This is a genomic window from Fulvivirga lutimaris, assembly GCF_009711525.1.
GTDB lineage: Bacteria > Bacteroidota > Bacteroidia > Cytophagales > Cyclobacteriaceae > Fulvivirga > Fulvivirga lutimaris.
Genome location: NZ_SMLV01000398.1, coordinates 1 through 12,616 on the forward strand (window position 1 = coordinate 1; position 12,616 = coordinate 12,616).

Annotated in this window: 12 protein-coding genes; 5 read left to right on the top strand and 7 right to left on the bottom strand. The window is 36.6% G+C overall.

The window, feature by feature from the left end; all coding sequences use genetic code 11:
• From menD to E1140_RS13460, 3 genes are all read right to left on the bottom strand, one after another.
• The coding region (menD, locus tag E1140_RS13450; RefSeq protein ID WP_155184621.1) for a 2-succinyl-5-enolpyruvyl-6-hydroxy-3-cyclohexene-1-carboxylic-acid synthase at positions 1-1,710 on the bottom strand (1,710 nt) is incomplete at its 3' end.
• Positions 1,707-2,903: a chorismate-binding protein gene (locus E1140_RS13455; RefSeq protein ID WP_155184624.1), complete on the bottom strand. Its 1,197-nt coding sequence runs from the start codon at positions 2,901-2,903 to the stop codon at positions 1,707-1,709. The genes E1140_RS13455 and menD, both read right to left, overlap by 4 nt.
• Positions 2,900-3,319, bottom strand: a complete 420-nt coding sequence (locus E1140_RS13460) for a hotdog fold thioesterase (protein WP_155184628.1) — start codon at positions 3,317-3,319, stop codon at positions 2,900-2,902. The genes E1140_RS13455 and E1140_RS13460 overlap by 4 nt, the downstream gene beginning before the upstream one ends.
• Positions 3,320-3,367: 48 nt before the next feature.
• Between E1140_RS13460 and E1140_RS13465 the strand changes: the two genes are divergently transcribed.
• Positions 3,368-3,991, top strand: coding sequence for a histidine phosphatase family protein (locus tag E1140_RS13465; protein WP_155184631.1), 624 nt, complete (start codon positions 3,368-3,370; stop codon positions 3,989-3,991).
• On the opposite strand, the gene E1140_RS13470 is transcribed toward E1140_RS13465, so the two are convergent.
• From E1140_RS13470 to E1140_RS13480, 3 genes are all read right to left on the bottom strand, one after another.
• Positions 3,975-5,354, bottom strand: coding sequence for a tetratricopeptide repeat protein (locus E1140_RS13470; RefSeq protein WP_155184635.1), 1,380 nt, complete (start codon positions 5,352-5,354; stop codon positions 3,975-3,977). The genes E1140_RS13465 and E1140_RS13470 overlap by 17 nt on opposite strands.
• Positions 5,355-5,433: 79 nt before the next feature.
• On the bottom strand, positions 5,434-6,213 hold the full coding sequence (locus E1140_RS13475; RefSeq protein ID WP_155184638.1) for a zinc ribbon domain-containing protein: 780 nt from the start codon (positions 6,211-6,213) through the stop codon (positions 5,434-5,436).
• 5 nt (positions 6,214-6,218) lie between these two features.
• Positions 6,219-7,316, bottom strand: coding sequence for a Nif3-like dinuclear metal center hexameric protein (locus tag E1140_RS13480; RefSeq protein WP_155184657.1), 1,098 nt, complete (start codon positions 7,314-7,316; stop codon positions 6,219-6,221).
• 61 nt (positions 7,317-7,377) lie between these two features.
• On the opposite strand from E1140_RS13480, the gene lpxK reads away from it, so the two are divergent.
• Genes lpxK through E1140_RS13495 form a run of 3 tightly spaced genes read left to right on the top strand, consistent with a single transcriptional unit; the run spans position 7,378 to position 10,973 of the window.
• Positions 7,378-8,418: a tetraacyldisaccharide 4'-kinase gene (gene lpxK / locus E1140_RS13485; RefSeq protein WP_155184661.1), complete on the top strand. Its 1,041-nt coding sequence runs from the start codon at positions 7,378-7,380 to the stop codon at positions 8,416-8,418.
• 22 nt (positions 8,419-8,440) lie between these two features.
• The gene (locus tag E1140_RS13490; protein WP_155184664.1) at positions 8,441-10,378 is read left to right on the top strand and encodes a putative porin; all 1,938 of its coding nucleotides are present in this window, start codon (positions 8,441-8,443) and stop codon (positions 10,376-10,378) included.
• The gene (locus E1140_RS13495) at positions 10,371-10,973 is read left to right on the top strand and encodes a MiaE family protein (RefSeq protein ID WP_155184667.1); all 603 of its coding nucleotides are present in this window, start codon (positions 10,371-10,373) and stop codon (positions 10,971-10,973) included. Before E1140_RS13490 ends, E1140_RS13495 begins: the two co-directional genes overlap by 8 nt.
• Here the strand turns inward: E1140_RS13495 and E1140_RS13500 are convergent, their stop codons facing one another.
• The gene (locus E1140_RS13500) at positions 10,974-12,233 is read right to left on the bottom strand and encodes an asparagine synthetase B (RefSeq protein ID WP_155184670.1); all 1,260 of its coding nucleotides are present in this window, start codon (positions 12,231-12,233) and stop codon (positions 10,974-10,976) included. It lies immediately after the preceding gene.
• Between the two features lie 113 nt (positions 12,234-12,346).
• Between E1140_RS13500 and E1140_RS21535 the strand changes: the two genes are divergently transcribed.
• Positions 12,347-12,616, top strand: a 270-nt coding sequence (locus E1140_RS21535) for an ABC transporter permease (protein WP_185153587.1), incomplete at its 3' end; no start/stop codon positions are given.

Consider the following 12,616-nt stretch of genomic DNA (forward strand, 5'->3'; position numbering starts at 1 on the left):
TTGAGTGTTAAAATCAGCTCGGAACTGCTCTAAGATTGCCTGATTTTCATCAGCATTAGTCTCAATCTCCAAAATTTTGGTTACGTCATCATCTTCCATGAACTGTTTGATGTAGTTGTTTAACTTGCTTCTCTTATCACAAAAAAGATAATCAAAACCGTACTCTTTGGCTAACTGCTCGGCTTTTAATTTTTGCTCTGTTACAAAATACTCTTCTAATTCAGGCTGTTGGTTTGGTCCCTTTATCATTTTGAAAATAGTTCCCCCATGATTATTAAGCACTAATATCTTCAGGTTCGGAACTTGGTAATTATGCCAGAAGGCATTCCTGTCGTAGAAGAAGGCCATATCACCGGTGATCAGAACATTGTTAACTGAAGATGATAGTGCAGCTCCAACCGCAGTGCTATTGCAGCCATCAATACCACTTGTTCCTCTGTTGCTAAAAACTTTAATATTCTTTTTGTCAGACCCAATTCCGATGAAGTTGGCGTAGCGTACACTCATACTATTAGCTAAGTGAAGATTAGTGTTTTCAGGTAATGCCTCTAACACCTTTTTTACAACTTCAAACTCTCCAAAGTTATCTGTGGGTAAAAAGGAGGAAAGTACTCTTCTGGTTTTTCTTTCCTCTATTTGCCAGATATGGTAATAGTTTTCTTGCTTTTGAGTGTCAAAAGTCTGCGAATCTTCCTGCTCAGCTATTCGTTTTAGAAAATCTTCCTGAGAAACTTGAATAACATGAGTAAGTGACTGATATGTATCTGCAGCTACAGAATGACTTTGAATATGCCAATGCTGTTGAGGTTTATATTTCCTCAGCATTATCTTTAGATGTTTTGATAATACCGATTTGCCAAAAGTAATTAGCAAATCAGGCTGCAGGCTTTCATGTAACCCTGATTTGCTTGATCCCAGAAACACATCCGGATGAGTTATTCCGTACTCTAATTCATGAATATTAGAAATTATGTCACCAACAACCGGAATTTTAAATTTATCACTTAGCTGATGCAAATACTCGAGCTCTTGAGTATTTAATATTCCCTGCCCGCAAACTATCAATTTCCTTTTAAAGGAATTCCATTGTTTGATTAAGCTATCAAATTGACCATTGTCTAGATTAAGCTTTGGCTTAATGTTAGTGATAACTTTTGTCGATACGTCTTTAAACTCATTATGGTCTGGATAAAGAGGTTCCCTGAAGGGGAAGTTCAAATGAACCGGACCTTGTGGAGCATCTGTCGAAATAGCAATAGCCTCAGACATCATCCTTTGGCTATGCCACTGTGCATCTGCGTGTTCCTTATCAGTTTGTATGTTGAATGAGGCTTTGACATGGTTTCCATAAACCTTTTCTTGCCTTATTGTTTGTCCATCCAGCTGATCAATCCATTCAGCTGGTCTGTCAGCAGTAAGTATGATCAGTGGTATTTGTTGATAATATGCTTCAGCAATTGCGGGTAGAAAATTCAATGATGCCGAACCTGAAGTGCATATAAGAATTACTGGCTCTTTCAGTTGTTGTGCGATGCCCATGGCTATAAAGGCTGCTGAACGTTCATCGGGAATTACCTTACAATCAAAGTCTTTGTGTCTGGTAAAGGCAATAGTTAAAGGTGCACTTCTTGAACCAGGGCAAATAATGACATTTTTTATTCCCAACTGAGAACAAATTGCTGGAATGCTGAAAATATGGGGGTAATTCAATTTTTAGAAATTACGTTTAAAAGGGTCTTCATTTTCATCTCTGTCTCCAGCCACTCCTTTTCGGGTATTGAGTCTTCTGTAACACCAGCGCCAGCAAAGAGCGTGATTTTCTCATCCTCAATTTTCATGCACCTAAGGTTGACGTAGAGATGAGATTGGTTATTAAAATTAATTGACCCTAAAAAGCCGCTGAAAAGTTCACGGTCATACCCTTCATTCTTTTTAAGAAAGTCATATGATGTTTCTAGAGGCATTCCGCATACAGCCGAGGTAGGGTGGAGGAGGTTTAACATGGTGCTACCTAGCTCATGAAAGTTGGTTTCCTTCATGTCCACAACATATTCTGTTTTAAGGTGGATAAGGTTTCCAGCTTTTACAGTCTTTGGCCCAATTTCTTCAAACTCTCTCAACCTGATTTTTTTAAAGCAGTTGATAATGTATCTACTAACCAGGGCCTGTTCTTCAATTTCTTTTTGAGTCCAGGCTACTTCGGATAGCGGTTTGTTCTCATCGTAGCTCTGGGTGCCGGCCAGGGCAATAGTTCTAAATATTTGCTTCTCCGTACTTATCAGCAGCTCGGGAGTTGCACCCATCCATTGGCCAAATTCAGGAGTATAGGTGATAGAAACAAAGGCATTTGCGTATAGCTTTGATAATTCAAGGAAGTAAGCTCCTGATTGAGCTTTAGTATTAAGCGCTATTTCAAATTTCCTTGAAGGAACAACTTTGGTAAAAACACTGTCTTGAATGGCTTCTATAGACTTTTGAACCAAATCCGTGTAATCTCCATGAGACTGGCTGTCCATTGAAATATCAAGAATTGGAGAGATACTCTCTTCCTTCTTTTGTTCAGTGTTTAGATAATTTAATAAATCCTCAGTCTTATCAGAGGTGTTGATTTCAAATGAGGCATCTTTACTCCAGGTAATCAGTATATCATTTTTTAGAAATAACTTTTTGCTAGAGATATTAAATGGGGAAAGAATAAAACCTTCACCCAGATTTTCTAATTCAATTTGATCAGTAGGAGACCCAGCCGAAAAATCAATCATTAATTTAATTTCTTCGCTTTTCGGAGATCTCCATGCAGCGAAAGAATAATTGTTTGTTTCACAATAGACTAAAACAGCATTTATCACTTGTTCAAGTCTTAAATTTTTTAGGATGTATTTTTCAGCGGTTCTTTCTATCATCTTCTATCTATAACCGAAACTGTCAGTCTACTAACACTTACCAAATTTTGTTTTTCATCATTTATTGTGATGGACCAAACTTGAGTTGACTTACCAATGTGGATCGGTGTTGCCTTACCATAAACATAACCACTTCTAACAGATTTTATATGGTTGGCATTAATTTCTAGTCCAACAGTCAAGTGTTTGTTGGTATCTACAGAACAATGTGCCGCTACACTTCCCAAAGTCTCTGCAAGTGTCACACTTGCTCCTCCATGCATCAGACCATAAGGCTGATGGTGTCTATGATCCACCGGCATTTTAGCTTCAACAAAGTCTTTTCCAATTGCTGTGAATTCAATATCCAAATGCTCCATCATGGTGTTTTTTGACATCTCGTTGAGCTGGTTCACAGTAATGCTTTCGTTGATCATGGTAATTGATGAAAAAGTCTATTTTTGCGCACCAAAAATAGTTACAAATTGAAGAGCAAAAAAATATATTTGATTAGGCACGGGCAAACTGATTTTAACTTTCAGGGCATCGTTCAAGGCTGCGGAGTAGATTCTTCACTTAATGCTACTGGTCGAGCTCAAGCAAATGTTTTTTTTGAAACATATAAACATATCAAATTCGATAAAGTTTATACCTCAGTACTTCAGCGAAGTATTCAAAGTGTTCAGAAGTTTATTGATTTAGGTATTCCACATCAAAAGCTTGAAGGCCTTAATGAAATTAATTGGGGGACTAGAGAAGGGAAGAAGATAACTCCTGAAGAAGATGCTTATTATCATCAAGTTATTAAGTCATGGCAGGACGGTCAAGTTGATTTGCGGATAGAAGGGGGCGAGTCGCCTATCGATGTAGCCTCGAAGCAGAAACCTGCATTAGATCATATTTTAGCTCAAACCGATGAAAATATCATTTTGATTTGTATGCATGGAAGAGCTATGAGGGCATTGTTATGCACAATCCTAAATTATCCTTTAAGCAGTATGGACTATTTTGAGCATGAAAACCTGTGTCTTTATGAGTTGAATTATACAGGCTCAATGTTTTCAGTGTCGAAATTTAACTATACAAAGCATCTTAACGATCTGAAATAGTATTTAATGCGGCTTCTGCTTTGGTATCGATACTGTTTTTGTATTCATGATGCTTAAAACTCATTGCTTTTCTTAAATATAATCTGGATAGTTCAAGCTCATTCTTTTCTTGATAGATATAACCAAGCATCAATGCGCTGTTTGGTGCAAAATACCAGTTTTCCTGATTGTTATAATTTAGCACTGATTTGTATAAGTCAATACATGAAGCTAGATACCCTTTTTTATGGTATAGCCTAGCTAATCGATAGTCATATTCAACAGTGTCTTTTACTGACTGAAGGGAGGGTTGCTTAGATATTATACTATCTGCCAAATGGTAAAAGCCTCCATCTGTAGCGAGTCGGAGCTTCATAATTTCTTTATTAGGCATTTCATTATTGCTTAGTATTTTACCAGCATACTTGTCAGTCTCACTATTGCTTTCTATTTCTAACTTTGCTGAATCTCTATAATTTACATGGTCTTGATCACCTGAGAGGTAATGACAAAGCCATATTTTATACATAGCATCTTTCCTGTTAGAAGAGCCTTGATGCAATTTTAAAAACTTCGAATATTGTTGTTCAGCTTTTTGGTAGTCAGCTTTTTGGATATAGGCATCACCAGCCAGGTAATAGACATAGATCAACAAATCATATTGATGTGGCGCTTCAAATGTGTTCAGCGCTTTGGCCCCATTGCTGTTCTTTAAATATAAAACCATCTTTTGCAGCTGAATCAGCGGCCCCCTAAGCTTGATTAGTTCTTCAAAAGACTCTATAGCCAATTGAGTTTGATTTAGCACATAAGCCTGTAATAATGACTTGATCATTATAGCTTCATGTCGAAAAATTGAATTGGAATTAATGAGCTTGTCCAGCTGATTTTTTCCATTTTCTATTGACCCCTTAAGCCCAACTAATGTTAATAGCCATTGATGCTTTTCTGGAATTGAACCTAAAATGATATTGATAGCGCCCGATGTTTTATAATTGGCAGTAAAATCAGGAAACAATTTTAGATTCCTTTGAATGTGCTTATGAGCGAGCCTAAAGTTCCAGGCTGCTTCCAGCTCATGTCCATATTTGAAAAGAGCCAAAGCATATTTAAGTCTTAATTCAGCAAGTAGAAATAACTTGTTCGGATCTGAATCAGGAGAGTCATCGAGGTGATTTGTGTGATGGTCAAAGTCATCTTCATATAGATCAAGGTCCTTTGCTTTTTCCAGCAAGAGTAAATCAAGTGTGGATTTAAGACTTTTTAAATAGATAACTTCTTTACTCAGCTTTATATCCTCGCTGAGTATAAGAGTATTGGATGATATAAGCCTTTGATACTCGTCTTTAAATGAATTGGTGAAAGGCTCTTCAATCTGAGCCAATGTGGGAATGCATAATAAAAAAAGGCAAACTGTTAGGTTTGCCTTTTTTATATATTCTAAGTGAATGATGCTTTTCAAATTAAGCAGTCTTCTTCTTTCTAGTTGTTCTTTTTGGTTTTTCTTCAACCACTGCTTCTACATCAACGTCTGCAAGGATTCTTCCAGAGTGCTCGTCAATAACAATTTTCTTTTTCTCTTTAATTTCAGCAATTTTTTGAGGAGGAATAACGATGTTACATCCATCAGCAGCACCTCTTTTAACAGAAACAACAGCCAGACCATTAGAAAGATTCTTTCTTAACTTTTCGTAATAAACTAAAAGTTTCTCCTCGATCTTTTTTGTTGCCTTTTCTCTGTCAGAGTTCAACTTCTGCTCTTCATCCTGACTGTCATTAAGAATTGCGTCTAATTCTTGCTTTTTGTTGTCAAGATCAGCACCTCTCTCTTTAATTACTTCTTCTATTGAAGCTATTTCTTCGTTTTTCTTCTCTATGTTCTCCCCAGCTTCTCTAATCTTCTTTTCAAGGATTTGAATTTCAAGTTCTTGAAGTTCTACTTCCTTAGTGATCGCATCGAACTCTCTGTTATTTCTAACGTTCTTCTGCTGATCATTATATTTAATAATAAGCTTCTCAGCATCTTTTATGCCGGTTTTGCTGTTTTTAATACTTTCTTCTAATTCATCAAGTTCGCTCTTGAATCTGTCTAATCTCGTATTATAACCAACAATTTCATCTTCAAGGTCTTGAACTTCGTCTGGTAGGTCACCTCTTAATTTCTTAAGTTGGTCTAGTTTGGTGTCAATGGATTGTAATTTTACGAGTGCTTCTAGTTTCTGTGCTACAGTATTATTTTCCATGTATTTTAAAGATAGCTAATAGGGTTAGTAACGGTCTTTGACAAATTGAGTGCAAATTTAGAAAATTTTTCACTCAATATATCATAAATTAAATCTTTTGTGTATACCTCGCTTTCATAGTGCCCTATATCAGCGATGATTATATCTCCATCCGCATCAAAAAACTCATGATACTTAAAGTCTGATGTTATGAATATGTCTGCTGCTTTAGATTTAGCGGCTGGTAGCAAAAAACTTCCAGATCCACCGCAAACAGCAACTTTTGTAATTTTTTTGTCCAAAATTTTGGTGTGCTTTACAACATTCAGCGCCATCTTATCTTTAAGATAGTGCATAAAATCTAAACCAGATAATGGAGTATTAAGTTCACCAATCATGCCTGATCCGACCTGCTGATTTTTATTGTCAATTGAATTTAAATAATAGGCAACTTCCTCATAAGGATGAGCAGCTTTTAATGCCTGTAGGGTCGAATTAGCTAAGAAAGAGGGGAGAACTATTTCCATTCTTGCCTCAGACACTTTTTCTCTGGTTCCTTTCTTTCCAATTGTTGGGTTAGAATGCTCATTGGGTTTAAATTCACCATCGCCAACCACAGTGAAGCTACATTCGCTATAATTACCAATTCCGCCAGCACCCGCACTAAACATGGCCTCCTTAACTTTATCAACAGCATCCATTGGAATGAATGTCACAATCTTAGATAGTAAAGCGTTTTTAGGCGCAATTATCTCGGTTTTAGTTAGCTCAAGCTTATCGCAAATCTTTTTGTTTACACCATTGTGAACGTTGTCCAAGTTGGTATGAATCGCATATATAGCGATATCATTTTTTATTGCCTTAATAATTGTTCGTTCAATGTAGTTCTTACCTGTAAGAGACTTAAGGCCTTTAAAAATAATGGGGTGATGCGCAACAATCAAGTTGGCACCAAGCTCGATTGCTTCTTCGACAACTTGCTCAGTTACATCAAGTGATATTAACACTGCCTTTACTTCATCTTTTGCATTTCCAGTTAGCAAACCAGAGTTATCATAACTCTCCTGATAGGCTAACGGGGCAATGCTTTCTAAATGTTGAATAATATCTTTTATTCTGGTCATAAATGCCCAATTTTGTGCCCTTGTTCAAATTTATATAAAAATAGCAGGGCAACGCTTTAATATGGGATTTTTAGGAGCACTTCTTTTTCCATTTACGATTATCTATAGTTCCGTAACGAAATTTCGGAATTATCTTTTTGATATCGGGTTTAAAAGGTCTTTTGAATTTGATGCAAATGTGATAGGAGTTGGTAATCTATCAGTAGGAGGCACTGGCAAAAGCCCGATGGTTGAATATTTAATCAAGCTATTAGCTGATAATTACAAAATAGCCACTCTTAGCAGGGGTTATGGTCGAAAGACAAAAGGTTTTAGGATAGCCAATGATAATGATTCAGCATCTTCTATTGGAGATGAACCTTATCAGTTTTACAATAAGTTTAAAGATATTGATGTTACAGTAGGTGAAGAACGGGCGATAGCTATCCCTCATATTCTGGCCGAATTAGAATCAGATGTTATTTTAATGGATGATGCTTTTCAGCATAGGTATGTGAAGCCAGGTCTGAACATTATGTTGACAGACTATTCCAGACCTTTTTACTCTGACTTTGTGCTGCCAACCGGGAGGTTGAGAGAATCGAGAGATGGTGCGCAAAGAGCAGATATTATTGTTGTTACTAAATGCAAGGAGGATATTACAGAACAGGAGATGGACGCTATAGAGAAAGAAGTGTCTGCCTATGCTCCTAATGCGCAGGTTTGCTTTACATCAATTAAATATTTGTCACCTAAGCCGGTCTTTGATAATGAGCAGTTTTCAGATAACATACTTTTATTCTCAGGGATAGCTAATAATAAACCATTAATAGAGCATGTTAGTACTCATTATCAGATTATGGATGAGTTTTACTTTGCAGATCACCATGCCTATAGCACCAAAGATATGAATGGTTTGGAGGAAAGGTTTAGAAGAATGCCAATTGCTGACAAATGCTTGCTAACAACAGAAAAGGATATGGTAAAATTACTAGACCCTGCATTAGAGAGTACGGTGCATCATTTACCTATCTTTTATATTCCAATTGAAACATATTTTGTAAGAGGTGGCAAAATTTTTGATGAGATGGTACTAAATTCAATCAAACAATACAGTGAATAAGGCTATTTAATTAATTTTGAGCGTGCGGAAAGGATTGATCATTTTTATTATAGCCATTTGCGGGATTGAAGCAATGGCTCAGAGACCAGTTAATGTCGAAGGCGATGGTGCTAGAAAAGACCGCAGAGGTTCTAGCGTTATTGATGACTCCACCAAGCAAGTTTATGGTCCGACAACCACTCAATTTACTTACGTCAGGAACATTAAGTATAACAATCCAAAGTCCTGGAATGTGGACACATTGGTCTATGATTTCCATAAGTTTCAATTTATAGCGCAGCGGAATAATACCTATCAGAATTTAGGTAATGTAGGTACTGCATTTGCTCCAATTTATCCAACAGCACCAGACATTATTGGAGGCAGAATTGGGTTCAATAATTATGATGAATATTATATCCCTTATGAGGATATTAAAATTTACGACACCAAATCACCATACTCAAAGTTTGGTATCATTTGGGGTGGACAGGGCAGGTCTGTGACTAACGTAGAGTTTACCAGAAATATAGATGAGAGATCTAATTTCAGCTTTCAGTATAGAGGACTTTATATTGACAAACAGATTGAAAGAGAGCGAAGAGGAGATAGAATGGCTTTAGGTAATTACTATAACTTTGGAGGTAATTATGCTACTAAAAATGGAAGATATAAAGTATTAGGAAATTTTTCACGGCAGAATCATGTAGTTGATGAATATGGAGGAATAGACACGGGACAAGAAACTTTCGTTTTAGAAGATTATTTTGAAGATAATAGACAAGGGTTTATTTCAGATGCCCAGACAAGAGATTTAAGGACAGATTATCATCTTTATCAACAATATAAAATCAATGATCAAGTTCAGGTGTATCATGAAATGGATAGGTATAAGCAACTGAATGACTTTACCAATACGAGCACATCAGATATTGAAACGGATTCATCTTTTTTTGGTTTTATAGCGCTTGATACGATACCTATTAAGGATAGAACAAAAATTATTCACCGTCAACATGAAGTGGGATTTAAAGGTGATATAGGAAAGACTTTTTATAGCTTCTATTATAAAGGTCGAGAGGTCAATATAGATTATAAGTATTTATTGGAAGATACACTTGATTATGGTACGTACTATATGGAAAACTATGCAGGTTTTAACCTGCGTTTTGGTAATGATTCTACCAGCTTTATTGAAACTTATGGAGAGTATTTATTTGATGAGAATTATAAACTCGGAGCTAAAATTCAGAATAAATGGTTTTATGCTGAGGGAAGAAGTTCACGATATCTTCCAACCTATGTACAAAGGGCATATTTAGGGAGGCATGATCAGTGGTTAAATGATTTCGAATCAACATTAAATACAGAGATAAAAGCTGGAATTAACTTCAAGTTAGAAGGCCTTTATCTACAGCCCGAGGCCAGTTATAACATAATTACAGATTATATATATTTTGCCGACAGAACGGGGGAAGTTGATAGTACTATAAGACCAATCCAACCAAAACAAGTTTATGGAGACATCAGTATTATTAAAGGCCAATTAAAAGCTGGCATAACTTTTTTAAAGCATTTTACTCTGAAGGCTATGTTGGTTTACTCAGAAGTGACTGGAGATGAGGCAGATGCCATTAGCTTGCCTCAGTTGCTGATGAACGGACAGTTAGCTTACAATAACATTCTATATGAAGGGAATTTGCAGCTGCAATTTGGAGTGGATTTTCATCAGAGAACAGCATATTATGCCAATGCCTATGATGCATCTACCATGCAGTTTTACAGACAAAATGAATTTAAAACACCTGCATATCCGGTGATTGATGTGTTTTTAAATATTAAGATCAATAGGGGGCGAGCATTTTTGAAATACAACAATATTTATGAAAGGATAAAGCAAACGGGCTATTTTTTAACTCCTTATTACCCTGCCCAAACTACCATCCTTGATTTCGGAATAGATTGGGCCTTATATGATTAGTAAAGAGAAGCACGTACTTGGGTTAGAACTTCCAACAGACCCTCGTTGGGTAAATATTGCCGAAAAAAGTATTGAAGAGATTCTTATCGACCATGCTTATTGCGAACAGAAAGCAGCTACCTCGTGCATATCCCTAATCGTTAACTACTATGATAAAGCTGAGTTGGTTGAAATGCTTACACCAGTAGTGGCAGAAGAGTGGTCACATTTTGAACGAGTACTTGAAGAGCTTAAGAAACGAGATTTAGCCTTAGGCATGCCGCGAAAGGATGAGTATGTGGCTAAATTATTTAAGGTTGAAAAGAAGGGAGGAAGTAGGGATCAGCAGTTGGTAGAAAAGCTTTTGATCAATGCTTTGATAGAAGCCAGAAGCTGCGAAAGGTTTCGCCTACTTTGGAAAAATCTGGAAGATACATCTCTACAGAAGTTTTATTACGAGTTGATGGTCTCAGAAGCTGGGCATTACAAAAATTTCCTTCAACTCGCTAAGCTATATATGCCTGAGGATTATGTTATGGATCGTTGGAGAAAAATACTCGAGGATGAAGCTGAAATACTAAAGAACCTAGAAGTTAGAGGCGATAGAATGCACTAATCAGGTCTTCTGCTTTTTCTTTTTGGCAGCTGGAAAAAGAATGTTGTTCAGGATAAGACGATAGCCTGGAGAGTTGGGATGCAGGTTCAAATCAGTAGGCTCTTCATTAACCAAATGCTGATAGTCTTCAGGGTCGTGACCACCATAAAATGTCCAAAATCCTTTTCCAAACACACCGTGCAGATACTTAGCTTCTTTTATTGATTTATTTTCACCCATGATAACTACATCGGGCTTAATCAGATTCTTCTTGTACCCAGTAGTTTGCCCATAGAACCCTTTTATTACTTGTGTATGATTCTGAGTTAGCATGGTAGGTATTGGATCCCATTTGGCAGAGAATTGAAATAGATTGAAGTAATCATTTTCTTCTCGAAGGCCACGCTCAGCAAAATTATTATCAATGTTTGAGAACTCATACTCATAAGGGTCACGAGAAATTTTAAAGTTTTCAAAGGCAAATGTATTGTCGAAGTTTAGCTTTTGTTGTGCTTGTGGATCAGCACCATCACCATCAAACATTCTGTCTACCATATCCACACCTTCACCTGCTAAGGCAATATCATAAGTGTCTGTAGCAGAACACATGGCAAATAGGAAACCGCCTCCAGATACAAATTCTTTAATTCTCTTAACAGAGGCGAGTTTTAAGTGAGAAACTTTGCTGAAACCATGCTTCCTTGCAGATTCCTCGAATTCTCGCTGCTGCTCAATATACCAAGGCATATTCTTAAAGTTCCTATAGAACTTACCATACTGACCAGTGAAATCTTCATGATGAAGATGTAACCAATCATAAGTTGGAAGCTTGCCTTCTAGAACCTCTGAGTCAAAAATAACATCATACGGTATCTCGGCATAAGAGAGTACCAGCGTTACTGCATCATCCCATGGAAGTTTGCTTTTGGGAGAGTAAACGGCAATTTTTGGGAATTTATCAAGGCGCATGATGTCCGTATTTGACGATGGGCTTGCAATAGTTTCTACAATCTGATTTGACTGAGCGTCAGAAATCACTTCATAACTAACACCTCTAATAATCAGCTCATTTTCAAATTTCTGGTAGTATTTAACCATAAAGCTTCCACCGCGATGGTTTAGTAACCAGTCAATTTCTATCTCATTTTGAAGTATCCAATAAGCTATACCATAAGCTTTGAGATGGTTACTTTGTTTCTCATCCATGGGGATAAGAATGTAGCTACTAAAGCCCTTGGCCGAACAGAGAATGATAAGTAATATGGTTACAATTATGCGCATATAATATTTCAACAATCTAAATTACCGATAATAGTCAATTATCCCTAGTCATACAATTTACAACTGAATGAACGAGGATATTATGTAATTTAGTTTCACGATAAAAGATAAAAATGAATTTAACTGAAAATATCAAAGAAGGACTTCGTTCGATTAATGCTAATTTGCTTAGAACAATATTGACTGCCCTTATTGTGACGTTGGGTATTACGTCACTGGTAGGCATCCTAACGGCTATTGATGGCATTCAATATTCTGTTACCGATTCACTTTCAGAATTGGGTGTTAATACATTTGATATTTATTCTAAAAGAAACAGAGGAGGAAGAAATGCAGGGATTCAGGAAAAATCCTACCCACCAGTTACTTTGAAAGAGTCACTT